The following is a 19917-nucleotide window of genomic DNA, read 5'->3' as shown; positions in this document are numbered from 1 at the left end:
GCCCTACTTATCTCATTAGTTGTTATCAACGGGTAAGCCTTTTAATAATGAATCAAATCGTTGTTTAATCTCTTTATTTGGCTCAACATCGTAGCAATTAATTAGAAATGCTTCTAAATGAGTAGGCCATGTGGCACGTTCCCAACTGAATAGTGCGTTTAATGCCATATTACGGTTACGTACAACGGGGCTTTGTAATGCACATTGAATAAGCGAGAAGCCAGTACCTGGAAAGCGATGCAGTTCTTGCAGAATCAAATCCAGTTGACCGTGTGGTTGATAGTTAGGGCCAATGCCTAAGTCATCACGAGGGCCCGTGGCAATTTCAGCTAAAGTAAATTGTTCTTCCGCTAGTGCGACCACCTGTTTAACGTTTTCAACATCATCGGTTTGCATTAACTCATACCACAGATTGCTTTCTGGGTGAGCACATTGTTTTTCATAGAGGTATGAAAAAACGTCTTGCTTACGCGACGTTGCGACATAAGTTGCTTGGCGAAAAATTGAATTATCATCGCTGTTTAGGCCATCGCTGATTAAGCTATCCCAAGTTGGGTTATCTAAAATCTGTTGTGCTAATGAAATAATGTCAGCACTCTCCTCATACCCATCATTATTTTCTTGGAAAAATTCAAGGATCCCTTGAACAGCAAAATAATACTCTAATGAATAACCCTGTTTTTCTATTTGTCGTAAATAAGTTAAACAACAGCGGGGCGCATCTTCATAGTCATGGATATCGCGGGCAGGACCACCATTGATCAGCGCTTGAAGGATATGCGTCGCTGCTGTTAGCAATTTTATATTACTCAATGAGTCAAGTTCATCTGCAAGATGACAATAAGTTGCACATTGCCAAGCAGTATATTCAATCATAACTTGATTCATATAACCGTCAGAGAGTATCCATTGCTGCGTTTCTTTACTTAGTTGTTCGGGTAGACGTTCGATAAGTTGCACTCGCCCCCAGCCTTCAACACGTTTGGCCATTTTTAGCCACATTGCTTCATATTCCTCAGGAGATTCAATCATGGCATGTATAGGAAAGATGGCATAAAGCGTAAATTCATCGTGTGCAGCAAGGCAATACAGCGTATTTAGCCGTTCGTGGCTAGGGAAAAAAACACTAAAGGCAATAGCCAGTTTTACGATATTTTTATCCGGGCTATTGTGTAATAGCCAGTCAGTAAATTCTGCTAATTTAGTAGCAGGCAAATCTTGTCTTTTGACGATAAGCTCAATGAGTTCATCAATATAACAAATCGGCGTATTTTGAAGTGCATATTGATAAAATTGAGTGACTGAGGGTTTATCGCCTTTTTCAACCGCGGTTTTTAATAGCGAATAGAGTTGATGGACATCGGTTTCGCTGTTACCAACGCCGTGATGCCCTAATACACCATCTTCCGCTCCATTTGCCCAGCGAATTTGGTTATCATCAGCATTTGGGGCGTCAGGAAGTTCTGACAGAGACTCGGGTAATGGCGAAAGTTGCTCTTGCCATGGAAGCAGATGTTGATAAACCGAGGTCTTGTTGATATCCCATACACATGGATACGCAGATTGTTTCTGACCAAAAAGTGAGGATAACCATTTCTTCATTTTTAGCTACTATCCTATTGGTTTAATTTACTATTTTAATTGATTTGATATTGGTAGCGCGCTGCAATATTTGGCAATCATAGTAAAAACTCACCCGATTAACACAGATAGCTGGGTACGGTATCTTGTAAGATTTTAATTAAATCGGGATCCATATATTGAAAATTATCGGGAATATCGAGAACGTGCAGAGGTTTGTGCTCAAGTAGCCGAGAGTAATCAGCCTTAAGACGGTTTTTGTGTTTTTGTTCCATCACAAAAATAACATCAGCCCAACGGATTAACTCGGCATTGATGGGGCGTTTGGCATGACGGCTTGTTCCCGCTGAACGGGTGACCCAGCTTTCATGATTGCGCCAGATCTGTTCAGCGGTTGGGCTACGCCATTGATTTTTACTGCAAATGAATAAAATATTCACCTGTTTCTTGTATCTCATCCAAGCTGTTACGCACCAGTTTGGCACTGCTCACTTGCGGGTAGGCCATGCCGAGTTGGGCTGCGCGGATCATCTTTTTACTGCGTCCATACATCTGTTTCCAGTTTTTTTCTGGTGTATAGTGGTCGACAAAACGAGCATTCAGCTGATCACGTGATTTATTGGTACGAGCTTGGGCTCTACGCCATGCTCTATTTCGAGTATTATTCATATCTTCCTCATGATTTATCGTGGTCAGCAGCCGCGATAATACGGGTCAGAGTATGACTAACAGAGGAATAGTACGCCCCTTTAAGCAGGCTATCAATGGCGGGGATACTTTTTAGGATTTTCCCCTAGCCGAAAAATAGGCGTAGGGGAAAAGATTAGGCAATTTCAGATTGGTCTTTCAAATATTGGAATATTTGACGATAGGCTTTTGGTGGTTTATTACTTTCACGCTCTTTTTTCGCATTGCGCACAAGGGCGCGTAGCTGTTGCCTGTCTGTGGTTGGGAACAAGGCAACCACTTCTTCAATCACGTCATCACCCCCTTCAAGTAAGCGGGTGCGTAAATCTTCTAATTTATGCAGGATCACGACTTGTTGGTTATGACGATTTTTTAGTTTATCAAGGGCTTCGGTAATCGGTTCCACTTCACGTGAACGCAATAATTTACCGATAAGCTGTAACTGCCGACGGCGACCTTCACGCTTGATTTTCTGAGCAAGCTCAATAGCCTCCAGTAATTGAGTGTCTAATGGAATACGTTCTAGCTCGCTTTTACTTAAATCAACGAGTTCAGCCCCCAGTTTTTTGAGGATCTCAGCATCGCGTTTAATTTCGCTTTTGCTGACCCAAATGATCTCCTCATCGTCTTCATCTTGCGGCGCTGGGATGTCATCCAGCCAGTCATCAGGCTGTTTGGCCATATCGATTTTCCTTTTTACTTAACACAGTAGTGAAATTACGCGTAATTAATATGATTTACTGCGTTGTGAGTGTTACCATTTGATTATTATCTATTGTAACTGGGAAAAGCCCTTGATGACTACCTAGCATTTGCATGTTAGGGCAGAAAAACATTTCCCCACATTATTGGATTGAATGCATGAGTGTAATCGAACAAGTCACAGAACAACGTCAAAAACTCGAAGATGCCGTTGCGCACGCACTAGAATTTGCAAAATCACGTTGTGATGCCGCTGAAGTTGCGGTGAATAAAAGTACAGGGATCAGCGTTAGCACTCGCCAAGGCGAAGTTGAAAATGTGGAGTTTAATAGTGACGGCGCACTTGGGATCACGGTGTACCATCAACAGCGTAAAGGGAGTGCATCATCAACGGATTTGAGCCCTGAAGCCATTGAGCGCACGGTTCAAGCCGCTATCGATATTGCCAATTACACCTCTGAAGATCCGTGTGCCGGGCCTGCGGATAAATCGCTATTGGCTTTTGAGGCGCCTGATCTTAATTTATTCCAAGGGACGGAGCTCTCCCCTGAAGAAGCGATCCGCTTTGCGTCTACAGCTGAAATGTCAGCGCTAAACGCAGATCCACGCATCGTGAATACCGAAGGCGGTAGTTTTAATGGTCATTATGGCGTGCGTGTGTTTGGTAATTCCCACGGCATGCTGCAAAGCTACTGTTCAAGCCGCTATTCTATGTCGAGTTGCGTCATTGCAGAACATAATGGCGATATGGAACGTGATTATGCTTACACCATTGGTCGCAGTGTGGCTGCGTTGCAATCCCCAGAGTGGGTTGGTCAAGAATGTGCACGTCGCACGTTAGCGCGTTTATCGCCAAGAAAACTACCAACCATGAAAGCGCCAGTGATTTTTGCCTCAGAAGTGGCGACAGGGTTATTTGGTCACCTTGTTGGGGCGATCAGCGGCAGCAGTATTTACCGTAAATCATCATTCTTATTAGACAGTCTCGGTAAACAAATTTTGCCTAGCTGGTTAACGATTAATGAGCAGCCCCACTTAATCGGAGGCTTAGCGTCTTCACCATTTGATAGCGAAGGTGTACGCACTTGTGAGCGAAATATCGTCGAAAATGGCGTTTTGCAAACATGGTTAATGACCAGCTATTCCGCAAGAAAACTGGGCTTACAAAGCACTGGGCACGCAGGGGGCATTCATAACTGGCGTATTGCAGGGCAAGGTCTTTCTTTCGATGCATTACTCAAACAAATGGGAACTGGTCTAGTGGTTACTGAATTAATGGGCCAAGGCGTGAGTGGTATTACTGGCGACTATTCGCGTGGTGCTTCCGGTTTTTGGGTTGAAAATGGCGAAATCCAATACCCAGTGAGCGAAATAACCATCGCTGGTAACTTAAAAGATATGTGGGCAAATATGGTGACAATTGCAGATGATATCGAAACTCGCAGTAACATTCAGTGTGGCTCAGTGTTGATCCCTGAAATGAGTATTGCGGGAGAGTAGCCCTTTTATTCTTCGTCATTGTGTGAAATAAAGCGCCTAATACATTGGTTATTGGGTGTTTTTTCTTATTCTATAAAATAGGTTTTATCATTGTCACTGCGGTGTCGTCATTATGACGTCATGCTGTCGTGGTCATCATTGTGCTAGGTTGATAGTGTAGCCATACCCTAGGGGCTGTTTATCTTTGCTGCTGATTTTTACCGCTAATAAAGGTTAAGAAACACCCCCAAAATAGCTAAATATATCCGTCGTGCTAACTGAAGACGATTTTAATCAACTATTGTCCTTAAACGCTGCCCTACGGGTTTGATTAAAGCACGCTTCACTCATTTAATGCTGCGTTGAGAGGCTCCTGCCCGGTTCATTCGGCGGCGAACCTCTCGCCTTACCTAAATGGCTTTAATCCGAATAAAAATTGACCATCAAAGATAAACAGCCCCTACGACTTATTTAATTTTTAAGGTAGGTTATTATGGAAAATAAGATTAAGCAGTTGAGGCTAGAAAGAGCTTGGTCTCAGGAGCAACTTGCTCAGCTATCATCGCTCAGTACAAGGACCATCCAACGCATTGAGAACAATGAGATACCCAGTTTAGAAACACTGAGTGCATTAGCATCGGTGTTTAATGTGAGTGTGTCTGAGCTGACATCTACGCCTTTACCTGAAAGCGTTGAGCTGGATAATCGGATAAAAGAGGTTAAAAAGCGGGTAAAGGATGAAACAAAGCTACTGAAAAATATAATAATAGCGATTATTGTATGCGCAATACTTTATACTGCTAATTATTTTTATACACCGGAACGCCATTGGCCTATTTGGGTTAGCGCTATTTGGGGAGGAGTGTTAACCATAAAGGTAATCAAACTGTTTTTATTGGATAAACTTTTTCACCAATGGGAACACAATAGGTTGATTAATATGACGAAAAAACGTTAACTTATATCATTATAAGCAATTAAAATAGAAAAAGGCACTCATTGAGTGCCTCAGACTGCTGACAAACATAACATGTTTGGCGGCAGGTTGGATAGGTTTTGAAAATAAACAAGGAAAATCAATTTATTGATTTTCGCCTGATAACACAAAGTGGGAAAAACCACGCTTTTATCCCGCTTTGTCAACAACCTCAGGCACTCATTGAGTGCCTGAATATGCCAGAGGACTTGACTGAGTTTCTTAAGAAAACTTTTTTCGCTAAGCCATCCTTAATTCAGCAAGTCGATATTAACGGTGAAATTCGCCAGCCGCTTCTGGCTGATAGATGATTTCAAGGACGCGAACTCGTGTTTGCACACCGTTTGGCAATTCCCAGCTAATTTCATCGCCGATATGCAGACCTAATAGTGCAGCACCGATAGGCGCCATAACAGATAACTGTTCTGCACTATCTTTTAGCGAAGCAGGATAAACGAGTGTACGTGTACGCTCTTCGTTGCTGATCAAATCTAAAAAGCGAACTGTACTGTTCATGGTGACCACGTCAGCAGGAATTTCTTGTGGACTAAGAATGTCTGCACGGTCAAGTTCATCATTGAGCGCTTCAGCAACAGGGGTACCTGCGTAAGCCGGCTGTTCCATCAGTGCATCTAAGCGTTCAGCATCTAAATCATTGATAATAATTGTTGGCTTTGTCATACCACACTCCAATAGAGACGTACAAAGCAAACACCCCCCCCCCAGAAGGTAGGGGGTGTCGCTATAAATAAATTTTGATTAAAATATTAGGCGCTATGCGCTTTAAAGGGAAGAGATCAGGATCACGATCTCCAAGCCTACCTTTGTAAAAATACGCATATTGATATTTTTGTTGTTAGGCTGAAACAAGCTTATTTAATCTTCGCTAAGCTCATCTAGCTCGTCAAATCCACTGTCGAATAGGTTAACAATGGCGGCTAATGCCTGATTTTCATCAGTGCCACTAACCTCAATATCAATTTTACTGCCTTGTTCCGAGTCTAACATCAACATTGCAATAACGCTATCGGCCTCTGCCTCAATTTGGCTATTATTCCGCAAAATAACCTTAGAGTTAAATTGTTGAACTAAATCATAAAGTAACATTGCCGGTCTTGCATGCATACCGAGGCGATTCTTGAGCGTTATGGTTGCTTTGACGGTCATTTACTGGCTACTTGCGTTTTTCTAGCGTTCTATGGCGTGATTGCACGTTTTTGCCACGGGAACGAAAGTAATCCGCAAGTTGTTCGGCAACATAGACGGAACGGTGTTTCCCCCCCGTACAGCCAATCGCCACTGTCAAATAACTGCGGTTGTTGGTTTCTAACATCGGTAGCCATAACTCTAAATAGCTACGCGTTTGGTAGATAAAGTTATGAACCTCAGTGTGCCTATCCAAGAATGCTGCAACAGGGCGATCAAGCCCCGTCATCGGGCGTAATTTTGGATCCCAGTGTGGGTTAGGTAAAAAACGCACATCAAAAACATAGTCAGCATCAATAGGGATACCATGCTTAAAACCGAAAGATTCAAATACCATGGTGAGTTCGCGTTCACGTTTACCCATTAAACGTGTTCTAAGCATTTCCGCTAATTCATGGACAGACATTTCTGACGTATCAATGACCAAGTCTGCCCGTGAGCGCAGCGGCTCAAGAAGCTCATTTTCTTCGTCAATCGCGCTTTCAAGAGAAAGATTCTTGCTTGAAAGTGGGTGTAACCTGCGAGTATCACTGTAACGACGGATCAAGGTGTTGCGATCTGCATCCAGAAACAACAACTGCGGAGAGAAGCTAGCGGGTAATTTATCAATCGCTTCTTCAAACACTTCTGGATTATCGGGCATATTACGCACGTCGATGCTCACCGCTGCTGAAATATTACGATCAGCCAATGAATTGGCTAACTCTGGCAGTAACACAACTGGCAGGTTATCCACGCAATAGAAACCCATATCTTCCAGCGCACGTAAGGCAACGGATTTCCCCGAACCGGAACGGCCGCTGACAATCATCAGCACCATGAGCTTACTCCCTTTCGTTTCCTAATGATGTATTTCTTAATAAGCTGTATTTTGTTATTTCTAATGATAGAAACTATAACAATATCATCAGTCTGTAGCAAAACACATAAATTATCACTTACTCAGTAATAATACTATATAGCTCATCATCACTTTGTGCGCAGCGCAGACGCTTACAGAATGTTTTATCGGCTAGCTTTTTGGCGATAAGCGATAGCGTGTGTAAGTGCGTTTTACATTGGTCAGATGGCACAAGTAATGCGAAAAGCAGGTCAACTGGTTGATTATCAATGGCATCAAACGCGATTGGCTCTTCTAAATGCAAAAATACACCGACAGCGCGGGAACTTTCGCCTTCATTCAGTTTGCCATGAGGGATTGCAATCCCACCACCAATACCCGTGGTGCCCACTTTTTCTCTGGTTAATAACGCTTCAAATACTGTATTTTCAGGTAATTCCAATTCAACGGCAGCCAGCTCACTAATAATTTCTAGGGCTCTTTTTTTACTGGTGCACACAATATTATTACGTGTACAGGCTAATGATAAAACGTCGTTTAATTGGATTTCTATATCACTATTCATTTTATTGTTCACTTAGGACTACAAAACCAGATGATGTATGCCACCATCTGGTTTGAAACATTTATTGGCTAACGAATAAGCCACATCAATGTATTAGTGTTGTCTCAGTTTTTCTTTATGCTTGGTTAATTGGCGCGACAGTTTGTCTACCAGTATGTCGATAGCAGCATACATGTCGTTTTCTTCCGCTGATGCATGGAGATCCGCTCCATTAACTTGCACGGTTGCTTCAGCAATTTGCTGAACTTTTTCAACTTTCAGGACGACTTGAATACTGTTAATACGATCAAACAGTTGCTCTAATTTACTGAGCTTTTTCTCAACAGTTTCACGTAGTGCTGGAGTAACTTCAATATTGTGTCCAGTAATCTGAAATTCCATACAACCTTCCTTATTTTATCAATTAAACCAGTTTTTTGCGCTGGTTTGAGGGCGGAATAGATAACGATTCACGATACTTAGCAACAGTACGACGAGCCACTTGAATGCCTTGTTCTGCCAGCATACTCGTCAATTTACTGTCACTCAATGGTTTTGCGGGGTTTTCCGCAGCAACCAGTTTTTTCACCAAGGCCCGAATTGCGGTAGAGGAGGCTTCACCACCTGTGTCCGTGCTTACATGGCTGGAGAAAAAATACTTCAACTCAAAAATGCCTCTAGGGCTATGGAGAAACTTTTGAGTTGTCACTCGTGAGATGGTGGATTCATGCATGTCCACTTGATAGGCGATATCCGCCAATATCATCGGTTTCATGTGTTCCTCTCCCAGCTCAAAGAACTCTTGTTGCTGTTCAACAATACAGGTCGCCACTTTTAATAGCGTTTCATGGCGGCTTTCTAAGCTTTTAATCAACCACTTTGCATCTTGCAGATGGCTGCGAATGTATTGCGTATCATCATCGCTAGCTGAACTATTTGCCATTGAAGCATAATGATTGTTAATACTTAGTTTAGGAATGCTATCTGTATTTAGCTCAACTTGCCAGTGCCCCGCTATCTTTTTCACCAAAACATCGGGAATAACATATTCCGATTCGCTTGTGTTGATAGACTGACCCGGTTTAGGATTTAAAGTTAAAATCAAATCGATAGCTGTTTTCAGTGCATCTTCTTTTAAACGCGTCAATTTGCTGAGTTGCCTAAAATCACGATTAGCAAGTAAATCAATATGGTCGCTAATGATTAACTTTGCTTCCTTTAGTCCGTCAGTTTCTTTTGGGTAGAGTGAAAGCTGAATTAATAAACACTCTTTTAAATCCTGCGCAGCAACACCAAGCGGATCAAAGTGTTGAATGCGTTTTAGTACTGCAATAACTTCTTCTAAACTAATGTCAGGATTATCAATTCCTTCATGTATATCAGAGATTGATGTGGTGAGATAGCCGGAATCATCTATGGAATCAATAATTGCGGTAGCAATCGCACGGTCAGTATCCGTAAATGGCGTTAAATCGGATTGCCATGTCAGGTAATCTTGCAGTGTTTGCGTCGTTTCACCTTGATAAACAGGCAGTTCATCGAAGCTATAATCGTTGCTGGTGCCTGACGGTGTCCCTGCTGTATAGATTTCGTCCCAATCAGCATCTAAGGGGAGCTCTTCAGGCATTTCATTGTTTTCTAAGGCATCTTTAGTGTCAAATTCACTGCTGTCAGTAGATTCAAGAGAGTCAATCGAGTCAGTTTCAGAACTTAACTCTTCTTGTTCAAGAAGCGGGTTAGTTTCCAATGCAAGTTGGATTTCTTGTTGAAGCTCAAGTGTAGAAAGCTGCAACAGACGGATTGCCTGCTGCAATTGAGGGGTCATTGCAAGTTGTTGACTGACTCTGAGCTGCAAACTTTGCTTCATGAACGTGTTTTATCTCCCTAACAACCAAACAGGACACGACGGCTTATAACCGGAAACCTTCACCTAAATATACACGTTTTACTTGTTCATTTTCCAAGATCATCGCTGGTGTGCCGTGGGCAATCAAGTGGCCTTGGCTCACTATATAGGCTCTTTCGCACACATCTAACGTTTCACGGACATTATGGTCAGTAATCAAAACACCTAGCCCATAATCACGTAAATGTTGGATAATTTTTTTAATATCCAATACGGAAATGGGGTCAACACCTGCGAAAGGCTCATCTAACAAAATAAATTTAGGATTAGCGGCGAGCGCTCTTGCAATCTCAACGCGGCGACGTTCACCACCGGAAAGGGATTGCCCCATACTGTCGCGAAGATGCGTAATGCTAAACTCTTCCATTAGCTCTTCAGCACGTTCTTTGCGTTGCTGTGATGTTAAGTCTTCGCGGATTTCTAACACTGCCATCAGGTTATCATAAACGCTAAGGCGACGGAAAATAGAGGCCTCTTGGGGAAGATAACCAATACCACGGCGTGCACGTTCATGCAGTGGCAGTAAGCTAATATCTTCACCATCAATTAAAATTTTGCCCGCATCCCGCTGAACAATACCCACAACCATATAAAAGGTGGTGGTTTTCCCGGCACCATTCGGTCCTAGTAGGCCAACAATTTCGCCTGATTTAACCTCAAGGCTGACATCTTCAACGACCTTGCGTTTTTTATAGGATTTAGCCAGATTCTCTGCGGTTAGTGTCGCCATAACGATTATTTACTCTTACCCGTAGTTGCTGATGAATTGGTTGCTGCAGGGCCTTTTTCTTGCAATTGCGCCGGCAAAATCACGGTGGTCACTCGCTTGCCTTTATCACTAAAGGCTTCCATTTGTTGTGTTGGAACCACATAAGTGATTTTATCGCCTTTAATATTACTGTCGAGCTGCTCTAAATACGCACCGCCCGTTAAAGTAACCAGTTGTTTATCAACTTCATAGCGTGCTTTATTGGCATGACCTTTGATTGGCTTGCCGTCATCTTGTAATTGATAAAATGTCACTGGGTTGCCAAATGCCTCGATCACGATTTTATCGGAGTCGCTGCTTGGGCGTGTTACAACCACTTTGTTAGCACGAATGTCAATTGAGCCTTGTTTAATGATGACATCATCAGTAAATGTGGTGACGTTCTTTTCTAAATCAAGTGATTGCTTAACCGAGTTAATCGTCATGGGTTGTTGGGTGTCACTTTTTAATGCCATCGCAGGGAGGCTAAGAGCCAAAATTGCACTGGCAACCGCTCCTTGAATAAAACGCTTCTTAGTTACTTGATTCATTTTGATGCTCTTCTGGTTGTAACACATAATGAGTTTTTACATCTTCGATTAATTCTGCGGTTCTTGTACGAAGGTTTCCCTTCATTTTCAATCCAGTAGAATTAAGTCCATGTCCAATAATGGTCACTTTATCGTCTGATGAAACGTCTTGTGTTGTCAAATTGACAACTGCACTTTCAGTTGTAATTCGTTGGATCTGTGATTCTTTTGTTAAGCTATCGACTTCCACATCACTGTACAGATAAAGTACTCTGTCGTTTGTGAGTCTTGCTTTGAAGGCTTTGACTGTCCATGTTGGCACACCTGCCTCGTTATAAGTGGTTAATACGGGGTTCGAAAACCACGTAATTTTCCCTTCGGTATAATTATCAATTTTATCTGAAACAAGTTTATACGCTAGATTTCCTGTTGGGTTATAGACGTAAGTCACTGAATCATCAGTTTGATAATTAGGTTGCCCATCATTGATTACTTTCTCCTGTGCGTTGGTATCGTCATTACCCGCTAAATTCCAGCCGATAAGTCCTAATACAATCAAGGATAAAATAATGATTAACCACTTTTTCGCATTGCTCATGAATTCAATCTATTCGTTATATCGATAAGCCTTTCGCTTCTTCCAATTTACCTTGAGAAAGAAGGATCAGGTCACAAAGTTCACGTACTGCACCTTTACCACCACCGATGCGCGTTACATAGTTGGCTTTCGGTAACAGCAGAGGATGGGCATCCGCAACCGCGACAGATAACCCAACTCGCGCCATAACTGGCCAGTCAATAAGGTCGTCACCAATATAAGCGACTTCGTTTTCTGCTAGCTGTAGTGTATCTAACAGTTCACGATACGCCAAAAGCTTATCGCTTTGGCCTTGGTAAAGATATGTAATGCCTAAGGTTTGTGCTCTATCTTCAAGGAGTTTGGCTTTTCTGCCTGTAATAATGGCGACTTCAATACCGGAAGTTAATAGGCAGCGAATGCCATACCCATCACGTACATTAAAGGCTTTGAGCTCTTCGCCATTATTCCCCATATACACCAAACCATCAGACATCACGCCATCAACATCACAAATCAATAACTTAATTTTGGCCGCTTTTTCAATAACAGATGTCACAACTGGCCCATAGCAGGTATCCAAGCTTTGAGGATCCATGGTCGTTCCTTATATTATACAACACCTGCTTGCAGCAGGTCGTGCATGTGTAAAACACCCACTAATTTATTGCCTTGTGCGACTAATAATGAAGTCACGTGTTTTGATTGCATTAAATTGAGGGCCTCAACGGCGAGCATACTTGGCGAAACGCGAATGCCACCTGGGGTCATAAGATCCGCAATTTTGGCATTATTTAGGTCAATACCCATATCAAAGATACGGCGCAAGTCACCATCCGTAAAAATACCCTCAATATTCATGTCATCGTCACAAATCACCGTCATCCCTAATTTTTTACGCGTAATTTCGACTAAGGCTTCCCGCAAAGACGCGCTTTTAGGAATATGGGGAATATCGTCACCCGTATTCATTAAATCACGAACTAAAAGGAGAAGTTTGCGCCCAAGTGCGCCGCCTGGGTGAGAAAGGGCGAAATCGTCCGCTGTAAACCCACGAGCAGTCAATAATGCGATAGCTAAGGCATCTCCCATCACTAAGGTTGCAGTAGTACTTGAGGTTGGTGCGAGCCCTAATGGACAGGCTTCCTTTGGCACTTTAATGCATAAGTGTACATCTGCATATTTTCCCATATTACTGTCAGGGTTGTTAGTCATACAGATTAAGGGAACCTTAATTCGTTTCAATACAGGTAGTAGTGCTAAAATTTCCCCTGATTCCCCAGAGTTTGAAATGGCGAGTACCACATCTTTATGGGTGATCATTCCCAAATCCCCATGGCTGGCTTCGCCAGGGTGAACAAAAAAGGAGGGGGTACCTGTACTCGCTAATGTTGCAGCAATTTTACGGCCGATGTGCCCAGATTTTCCCATTCCCATCACGACAACTTTGCCTTCACAGCCAAAAATCAATTGGCAAGCACGGTCAAAGTCAGCATTAATATATTGTTCTAGGTTTTTTAAGCCTTCGTGTTCGATATGGAGAACTTCTTTACCTACTTTCTGAAAATCGAAGTTTGACATTTCTCGTTCCATGCGTAGCTTTTAAGTGAATCGGATAAGTAAAAATAAATTGTATAACGAATACTTAGTATCAGTAAGTATTTTGTCTGTTAAGCTATCTTTAATGATAGTTTTGCGCCTAATTGTTATTTTACTGTGAACTAAAGTACAATTGGAAAGTCAAAATCGGCTCTTTTTAGCATCTAGAACCAAAAATAGGCGGATAAATTCGCGTATCCTCACCTTAAATAAAAATATATTCTAAGAGCTATCTGCTGTTATTACAGACAATTTTTACTGACTATAAATTAATTTAATGGCTTTTTATCCGAATTGTTTATAGATATACACAGTTGTAACATTAAAAGTCACATTTTCGGCGCTATAATACTATAAATTCTATTTCATTGTGATATTTGACGATTTTTCAGTTTACCTTTCGGTAATATCTGAACGGGTAAAAATGATACACCGACATGATGTATAACGAGTTATTTAACAATGCAAGCACAGACAGACAACTTAATCGAAGTACGGAACATGTCCTTTACTCGAGGCAATCGGAAAATATTTGAAAATATTAACCTGACAGTACCTCGCGGTAAAATTACAGCAATTATGGGGCCATCTGGAATTGGTAAAACGACATTGCTGCGCTTGATTGGGGGGCAATTACGTCCAAATGAAGGTGAAATTTGGTTTGATGGCGATAATATTCCGTCATTATCACGGTCAAAGTTATATCAATCACGTAAAAAAATGAGCATGCTGTTCCAATCTGGGGCGCTGTTCACTGACATGGATGTGTTTAATAACGTGGCGTTTCCACTGCGTGAGCACACAAATTTACCTGAGTCTTTAATTCACACAACGGTAATGATGAAATTAGAGGCAGTTGGACTACGTGGTGCGGCAAAACTGATGCCATCTGAGCTTTCAGGTGGGATGGCTCGTCGTGCTGCATTAGCACGTGCAATCGCCCTTGATCCCGACTTGATCATGTTTGACGAGCCCTTTGTGGGGCAAGACCCAATTACAATGGGGGTTTTAGTTAAACTGATTGATGAACTGAATCAATCACTTGGCGTAACATGTGTGGTGGTCTCTCATGATGTGCCTGAAGTCTTGAGCATTGCTGATAATGCGTATATTGTTGCCCAGCAGCATGTTATTGCTCAGGGAACGGGGGAAGACTTACGAGATAATCAAGATCCGCGAGTGCGTCAATTCCTTGACGGTATCGCTGATGGACCCGTACCATTCCGTTTTCCCGCCAATGATTATCTGGCTGATTTATTAGGGTAAAATAAGATGATAATAAAGGCGATAGCAGCCTTCGGACGTCGATGGATTGATATTTTTTCTGCCTTTGGACGAGCAGGTTACATGCTGTTTCGTGCCTTATTAGGAAAACCTGAATTTGCTAAACAGTGGCCGCTTCTGATGAAGCAGTTGTATTCTGTGGGCGTACAATCGTTATTGATTGTAGCAGTATCGGGTTTGTTTATAGGTATGGTGTTGGGGCTACAGGGTTACCTTGTCCTAACCACATTCAGCGCAGAAGCAAGTCTCGGAATGATGGTGGCGCTTTCATTATTAAGAGAGCTAGGGCCTGTTGTGACTGCTTTGTTATTTGCCGGGCGAGCAGGTTCTGCATTGACCGCTGAAATTGGCTTAATGAAAGCGACCGAACAAATTTCGAGCCTAGAAATGATGGCGGTTGACCCATTAAGACGGGTAATTGCTCCGCGTTTCTGGGCCGGCTTTATTAGTATGCCGCTGTTATCACTGATTTTTGTGGCTGTTGGTATTTTAGGTGGCGCATTGGTTGGTGTGGATTGGAAGGGGATTGATGAAGGCTTTTTCTGGGCATCAATGCAATCTTCTATCGACTGGCGACTCGATCTGGTTAACTGTGTTATCAAAAGCTTAGTATTTGCTTTCACCGTCACGTGGATCGCACTGTTTAATGGCTATGATGCAATTCCAACCTCGGAAGGGATCAGCCAAGCAACAACACGAACTGTTGTTCATGCGTCATTGTCTGTTTTAGGACTGGATTTCGTACTTACCGCACTGATGTTTGGGAACTAAGTCATGCAAAGTAAAAAAAGTGAAATATGGGTTGGCTGTTTTATGTTGTTGGCGATAGCCGCAATTATTTTTTTGTGTTTAAAAGTCGCCGATTTGAAATCGATTGGTAGCCAATCCACCTATCAAATTTCAGCGTCTTTTGAAAATATTGGTGGCTTGAAAGAGGGGTCTCCAATCAAAGTTGGCGGTGTGGTGGTCGGTCGTGTTGCCAGTATTACACTCGATAAAAAGAACTATGTGCCTGAAGTGAAAATTGATTTATTGAGTGAATATGACAATATTCCAGATTCAAGTTCATTATCCATTCGTACCTCAGGGTTACTCGGCGAACAATATATTGCCATGAATATCGGCCCAGATGATGAAGAATTAGGTATTTCTATCTTGAAAAATGGTGGACGCCTTGAGGATACTAAGCCAGCAATGGTGTTGGAGGATTTAATCGGGCAGTTCTTATATAAGAGTGGCGATAGCCAAGGCACTGAGCCTGCATCTAAGTAATCTGAAGCTTCCTCAAAACAGTTAAAGGAATGAATTATGTTTAAACGTTTAATGATGGTTGCCATGTTGGTTATTGCGCCGTTTGCGATGGCTGTAGACCAAACTAATCCGTATAAATTAATGGATGAGGCGGCAGCAAAAACTTTTAATCGGTTAAAATCTGAACAGCCAAAAATCAAGCAAGATCCTGAATACTTAAGAACTATCGTTCGTGAAGAACTGCTGCCTTATGTGCAAATTAAATACGCAGGGGCGTTAGTTTTAGGAACTTACTATAAAGGAGCAACACCTGCACAGCGTGAGGCTTATTTTACAGCATTCGAAGATTACCTTGAGCAGGTTTATGGTCAAGCTCTTGCGATGTACCATGGTCAAACTTACCAAATTGCACCTGAGCAACCTATTGGCGATAAAAACATTGTTGCAATTCGCGTAACAATTATCGATACCAATGGTCGTCCACCAGTGCGCTTAGATTTCCAATGGCGTAAAAATAGTAAAACAGGTTACTGGCAAGCGTATGACATGATCGCTGAAGGCGTAAGCATGATCACCACTAAACAAAATGAGTGGGGGGATATTCTACGCAAGCAAGGCATTGATGGTTTAACAAAACAGTTAGAAATTAGTGCCAAAGCGCCAATTACCTTAGAAGAGAAAAAATAGTATGAGCCACGTATTGGCATGGGAAAAAACGGGTTCCACTTTGCATCTAACGGGTTCGTTAGATCGTGATTCATTAATGTCGTTTTGGGATAAAAAATCCCCATTGTTGGAACACATTGAAAAAATAGATGTTTCTGCTTTAACCCATGTTGACTCGGCAGGGCTTGCAATGTTAGTTCGCTTAAAAGGCGAGTTTAAAACTAAAAAGCAGTCTCTAAATATTATTGGTGCCAGTGATAACTTGAATACACTTATTGAGTTATATGGGGTGAAAACCATCATTCTGGACTAAGGTGAAGAGTCTTAAATTCAGTCAAGTTATGTAAAAATAAGCGCCTCTACGTGCATTTGTGCGTAAGAGGCGTTTTCTTTGGTTTAAGTGTTAGGCTTAATCCTTTAGGATAGACATTTATGCTCTAACAATTCGCGTTGTGACTAATTGGGCACATTCAACTAGAATAAGTGAGAGTAAAATTAATCACAAATAATCATAATAGAGTAACTATGGAAACCAACGAAATAAAACAAGTATTGATGGAAAAGTTGCCTCTGGATGAGGCTATTGTTACGGGCGATGGTAGCCACTTTCAGGTTATCGCTGTCGGTGACATGTTTGACGGTATGAGCCGTGTTAAGCAACAGCAAGCAATTTACGCGCCATTGATGGAATATATTGCGGATAACCGCATCCATGCTCTATCAATTAAAGCGTACACCCCTGCGCAATGGGAGCGCGACCGTAAACTTAGTGGCCTTTGATTTCAAAGCCTAAGCGAACAGCCTGTACAATTCGACATACGAGAATACTTGAATGGATAAGTTTTTAGTTAAAGGACCAACCCGCTTATCGGGTGAGGTTACTATTTCTGGCGCGAAAAACGCTGCGCTGCCAATCCTGTTCGCTGCTCTATTGGCTGAAGAGCCAGTAGAAATACAGAATGTCCCGCATTTGAGGGATATTGATACCACCATAAAATTGCTGAACCAGCTTGGTACGAAAGTAAAACGCAATGGCTCAGTCTTTGTGGATGCAAGCACCGTAACGACTTACTGCGCCCCATATGATCTCGTGAAAACAATGCGCGCTTCTATCTGGGCACTGGCACCACTAGTGGCACGTTTTGGTCATGGTGAAGTTTCTTTACCCGGGGGATGTGCTATTGGTGCTCGCCCTGTGGATTTACATATTTCAGGGTTAGAACAGTTAGGGGCAAATATTGTTCTGGAAGATGGTTATGTAAAAGCGACCGTTGATGGTCGCCTGAAAGGGGCTTGTATCGTGATGGATAAAGTCAGTGTCGGGGCTACCGTTTCTATTATGACTGCGGCGACATTAGCTGAAGGCACCACCATCATCGAAAACGCAGCGCGTGAGCCAGAAATTGAAGATACTGCCAATTTCTTAAATACCCTTGGTGCCAAAATCACAGGTGCAGGGACTGATCGCATTGTGATTGAAGGGGTTGAACGCTTAGGCGGTGGGACATACAAAGTGCTACCAGACCGTATTGAAACTGGCACATTTTTAATTGCCGCGGCAGTTTCTCGCGGTAAAGTTATTTGCCGTAATGCCCGTCCAGACACTTTGGATGCGGTATTAGCAAAATTGCGTGAAGCTGGCGCAACAATTGAAATCGGTGATGATTGGATTAGCCTCGATATGCAAGGTAAGCGCCCAAAAGCGGTGACTATCCGTACTGCGCCACATCCAGGCTTCCCAACAGATATGCAAGCACAGTTTAGTTTACTTAACTTAGTGGCTGAAGGCGCAGGGCTTATCACTGAAACGATTTTCGAAAACCGTTTTATGCATATCCCTGAACTGATCCGTATGGGAGCTCATGCTGAAATCGAAAGTAATACGGTACTGTGCCACGGCGTTGAGAAGTTAACAGGGGCGCAAGTTATGGCGACAGATTTACGTGCATCGGCAAGCCTTGTTATCGCTGGCTGCATTGCTGAAGGCACGACAACCGTTGACCGTATTTACCATATTGACCGTGGTTATGAGCATATTGAAGATAAACTGCGTGGTTTAGGGGCCGACATTCAGCGTGTTCATTCGAACGACTAAGTTTCTCTTTTGTTGAATTGATATAAAACGACCTCCATTAATTGGTTGTCCAACTATTGGAGGTCACTTCAAGTTGAGCACATTTTTTATCTCAATATTGGTTGGCAGCTATTTAGCCAGATTGCCCTTCGGGGTTCTCTTCAATAATCACATCAACCGTTTTCATTTCGCCTTCATGTAAAATCTGTACAGGGACTTTACTACCCGGACGAATTTCGGCGACTAAATCCATCGTCTCAGCGGCGGAAATCGCCGGTTTACCATCGACAGATAAAATAATGTCCCCTTGCACAATACCCGCTTTAGCTGCTGGACCGTTTGGTGCAACTTGGAAAACACGAAGCCCTTGTATTTGATTGATATTATTGTTGTTAGACCTGATTTGTGGCAATTCCCGAGCCGTAATACCAATGTAACCGCGGATCACTCGTCCATCACGGATCAGTTTATCCATGATTTTGGTTGCGAGGGCTGTTGGAATGGCAAAGCTGAGACCTTCTGAGGTAATACCTTGCCCGGCAGTGAAGGAAAGGGTGTTAATGCCTACTAACTCGCCTTCGGTATTTATTAGAGCTCCGCCTGAGTTACCTGAGTTGATGGAGGCATCGGTTTGTAAGAAATTTTGTCTACGAGTGGAGCTTAAGCCAACACGACCAGTCGCACTGATAATGCCTTGAGTGACGGTTTGCCCTATGTTGTATGGGTTCCCTATAGCGAGGACGACATCCCCCACATGGGTAATACGTTGAGTATTAATAGGGATCACGGGGAGGTTATCGGCATCAATTTTCAATACCGCAAGGTCAGTTAGTGCATCAGAGCCTACCAGTAATGCATCAAAAATCGCGCCGTCCTGTAGCGCAACTAAGATTTGATCTGGATTATCAACCACATGTTTATTAGTAATGATATAACCATTTGGACTCATGATCACGCCTGAGCCGAGTGATTTAAGTTCACGACCAGACTGGGAAAAACTCCCTTTTGAACTACTGTAAACATAAACGACGGCAGGGGCAGCACGGCGTACTGCTTTGTTATAACTGACTGGTTCACTATTCGTTTTGCCATACAGTAAATCCGCTAAACCTTGAGGGCGCAATGAAGGTACCGCAATGATGATAATCAACGCAGTTAATAGGCCTAGCATGACAGAAACAGTTAGCTTCTTTACCATAACATATTGGAGATGCAGTTATTTTTAAACATGTACTGAGCATAACATAAAAAAACAGGTACAGCAGA

General features: G+C 42.5%; 25 protein-coding genes. 9 read left to right on the top strand and 16 right to left on the bottom strand.

Translation table 11 applies throughout. The features are described from left to right. Window positions 1-15: 15 nt before the first annotated feature. From AB6N04_RS12775 to yjgA, 4 genes are all read right to left on the bottom strand, one after another. Window positions 16-1602, bottom strand: coding sequence for a hypothetical protein (locus AB6N04_RS12775; RefSeq protein WP_369308685.1), 1587 nt, complete (start codon window positions 1600-1602; stop codon window positions 16-18). A 98-nt stretch (window positions 1603-1700) separates the two neighbouring features. Then, window positions 1701-2021, bottom strand: a complete 321-nt coding sequence (locus tag AB6N04_RS12770) for a low molecular weight protein tyrosine phosphatase family protein (RefSeq protein WP_369308684.1) — start codon at window positions 2019-2021, stop codon at window positions 1701-1703. Next, on the bottom strand, window positions 1996-2250 hold the full coding sequence (locus tag AB6N04_RS12765) for a hypothetical protein (protein ID WP_369308683.1): 255 nt from the start codon (window positions 2248-2250) through the stop codon (window positions 1996-1998). Before AB6N04_RS12765 ends, AB6N04_RS12770 begins: the two co-directional genes overlap by 26 nt. Before the next feature lie 154 nt (window positions 2251-2404). Continuing rightward, window positions 2405-2950 (bottom strand): ribosome biogenesis factor YjgA, encoded by a 546-nt coding sequence (yjgA, locus tag AB6N04_RS12760; RefSeq protein ID WP_369308682.1) that lies wholly within the window; start codon window positions 2948-2950, stop codon window positions 2405-2407. A 179-nt stretch (window positions 2951-3129) separates the two neighbouring features. Between yjgA and pmbA the strand changes: the two genes are divergently transcribed. Together pmbA and AB6N04_RS12750 are read left to right on the top strand one after the other, a co-directional pair. After that, window positions 3130-4470, top strand: coding sequence for a metalloprotease PmbA (pmbA, locus tag AB6N04_RS12755; protein ID WP_369308681.1), 1341 nt, complete (start codon window positions 3130-3132; stop codon window positions 4468-4470). 472 nt (window positions 4471-4942) lie between these two features. Further along, entirely contained in the window at window positions 4943-5407 is a 465-nt protein-coding gene (locus tag AB6N04_RS12750) for a helix-turn-helix domain-containing protein (protein ID WP_369308680.1), read from the top strand. A 288-nt stretch (window positions 5408-5695) separates the two neighbouring features. Here the strand turns inward: AB6N04_RS12750 and rnk are convergent, their stop codons facing one another. The 11 genes from rnk to kdsD all read right to left on the bottom strand — a co-directional run bounded on the left by rnk (window position 5696) and on the right by kdsD (window position 13358). Next, the gene (gene rnk, locus AB6N04_RS12745) at window positions 5696-6106 is read right to left on the bottom strand and encodes a nucleoside diphosphate kinase regulator (RefSeq protein WP_369308679.1); all 411 of its coding nucleotides are present in this window, start codon (window positions 6104-6106) and stop codon (window positions 5696-5698) included. A gap of 195 nt (window positions 6107-6301) precedes the next feature. Continuing rightward, window positions 6302-6592: a PTS phosphocarrier protein NPr gene (gene npr, locus AB6N04_RS12740; RefSeq protein ID WP_369308678.1), complete on the bottom strand. Its 291-nt coding sequence runs from the start codon at window positions 6590-6592 to the stop codon at window positions 6302-6304. A gap of 7 nt (window positions 6593-6599) precedes the next feature. Then, window positions 6600-7451: an RNase adapter RapZ gene (gene rapZ, locus AB6N04_RS12735; protein ID WP_206083546.1), complete on the bottom strand. Its 852-nt coding sequence runs from the start codon at window positions 7449-7451 to the stop codon at window positions 6600-6602. A gap of 118 nt (window positions 7452-7569) precedes the next feature. Beyond that, window positions 7570-8037, bottom strand: coding sequence for a PTS IIA-like nitrogen regulatory protein PtsN (ptsN, locus tag AB6N04_RS12730; protein ID WP_369308677.1), 468 nt, complete (start codon window positions 8035-8037; stop codon window positions 7570-7572). 93 nt (window positions 8038-8130) lie between these two features. Continuing rightward, window positions 8131-8418 carry a ribosome hibernation promoting factor gene (gene hpf, locus AB6N04_RS12725; RefSeq protein WP_369308676.1) on the bottom strand — a complete coding sequence of 96 codons (288 nt, stop codon included), beginning with the start codon at window positions 8416-8418 and terminating at the stop codon, window positions 8131-8133. Window positions 8419-8440: 22 nt separating this feature from the next. Beyond that, window positions 8441-9883, bottom strand: a complete 1443-nt coding sequence (gene rpoN / locus AB6N04_RS12720; RefSeq protein WP_369308675.1) for an RNA polymerase factor sigma-54 — start codon at window positions 9881-9883, stop codon at window positions 8441-8443. A gap of 43 nt (window positions 9884-9926) precedes the next feature. Beyond that, on the bottom strand, window positions 9927-10652 hold the full coding sequence (lptB, locus tag AB6N04_RS12715; protein WP_369308674.1) for an LPS export ABC transporter ATP-binding protein: 726 nt from the start codon (window positions 10650-10652) through the stop codon (window positions 9927-9929). A 5-nt stretch (window positions 10653-10657) separates the two neighbouring features. Next, window positions 10658-11221, bottom strand: coding sequence for a lipopolysaccharide ABC transporter substrate-binding protein LptA (lptA, locus tag AB6N04_RS12710; RefSeq protein ID WP_225818524.1), 564 nt, complete (start codon window positions 11219-11221; stop codon window positions 10658-10660). Next, entirely contained in the window at window positions 11205-11798 is a 594-nt protein-coding gene (gene lptC, locus AB6N04_RS12705) for an LPS export ABC transporter periplasmic protein LptC (protein ID WP_369308673.1), read from the bottom strand. Before lptC ends, lptA begins: the two co-directional genes overlap by 17 nt. A 16-nt stretch (window positions 11799-11814) precedes the next feature. Further along, window positions 11815-12375: a 3-deoxy-manno-octulosonate-8-phosphatase KdsC gene (gene kdsC / locus AB6N04_RS12700; protein WP_369308672.1), complete on the bottom strand. Its 561-nt coding sequence runs from the start codon at window positions 12373-12375 to the stop codon at window positions 11815-11817. A gap of 14 nt (window positions 12376-12389) precedes the next feature. After that, window positions 12390-13358, bottom strand: coding sequence for an arabinose-5-phosphate isomerase KdsD (kdsD, locus tag AB6N04_RS12695; RefSeq protein ID WP_369308671.1), 969 nt, complete (start codon window positions 13356-13358; stop codon window positions 12390-12392). 480 nt (window positions 13359-13838) lie between these two features. On the opposite strand from kdsD, the gene mlaF reads away from it, so the two are divergent. The 7 genes from mlaF (at window position 13839) to murA (ending at window position 18672) form a co-directional block, all read left to right on the top strand. Beyond that, on the top strand, window positions 13839-14642 hold the full coding sequence (mlaF, locus tag AB6N04_RS12690; RefSeq protein WP_369308670.1) for a phospholipid ABC transporter ATP-binding protein MlaF: 804 nt from the start codon (window positions 13839-13841) through the stop codon (window positions 14640-14642). A gap of 6 nt (window positions 14643-14648) precedes the next feature. Beyond that, entirely contained in the window at window positions 14649-15431 is a 783-nt protein-coding gene (mlaE, locus tag AB6N04_RS12685) for a lipid asymmetry maintenance ABC transporter permease subunit MlaE (protein WP_369308669.1), read from the top strand. 3 nt (window positions 15432-15434) lie between these two features. Beyond that, window positions 15435-15932 carry an outer membrane lipid asymmetry maintenance protein MlaD gene (mlaD, locus tag AB6N04_RS12680; RefSeq protein WP_369308668.1) on the top strand — a complete coding sequence of 166 codons (498 nt, stop codon included), beginning with the start codon at window positions 15435-15437 and terminating at the stop codon, window positions 15930-15932. 36 nt (window positions 15933-15968) lie between these two features. Continuing rightward, window positions 15969-16598: a phospholipid-binding protein MlaC gene (mlaC, locus tag AB6N04_RS12675; protein WP_369308667.1), complete on the top strand. Its 630-nt coding sequence runs from the start codon at window positions 15969-15971 to the stop codon at window positions 16596-16598. A 1-nt stretch (window position 16599) separates the two neighbouring features. Further along, window positions 16600-16890 (top strand): lipid asymmetry maintenance protein MlaB, encoded by a 291-nt coding sequence (mlaB, locus tag AB6N04_RS12670; protein ID WP_369308666.1) that lies wholly within the window; start codon window positions 16600-16602, stop codon window positions 16888-16890. Window positions 16891-17102: 212 nt separating this feature from the next. After that, window positions 17103-17357 (top strand): BolA family iron metabolism protein IbaG, encoded by a 255-nt coding sequence (gene ibaG / locus AB6N04_RS12665; RefSeq protein ID WP_369308665.1) that lies wholly within the window; start codon window positions 17103-17105, stop codon window positions 17355-17357. A 52-nt stretch (window positions 17358-17409) separates the two neighbouring features. Continuing rightward, complete coding sequence (murA, locus tag AB6N04_RS12660; protein WP_369308664.1) at window positions 17410-18672, top strand: UDP-N-acetylglucosamine 1-carboxyvinyltransferase; 1263 nt, start codon at window positions 17410-17412, stop codon at window positions 18670-18672. Between the two features lie 112 nt (window positions 18673-18784). Here the strand turns inward: murA and degS are convergent, their stop codons facing one another. Then, window positions 18785-19849 carry an outer membrane-stress sensor serine endopeptidase DegS gene (gene degS, locus AB6N04_RS12655; protein WP_369308663.1) on the bottom strand — a complete coding sequence of 355 codons (1065 nt, stop codon included), beginning with the start codon at window positions 19847-19849 and terminating at the stop codon, window positions 18785-18787. Window positions 19850-19917 lie beyond the last annotated feature (68 nt).

Source organism: Providencia rettgeri, assembly GCF_041075285.1.
GTDB lineage: Bacteria > Pseudomonadota > Gammaproteobacteria > Enterobacterales > Enterobacteriaceae > Providencia > Providencia rettgeri_G.
The sequence above is the reverse complement of the archived record's forward strand: the minus strand, read 5'-3'. Positions and strand labels throughout refer to the sequence as shown.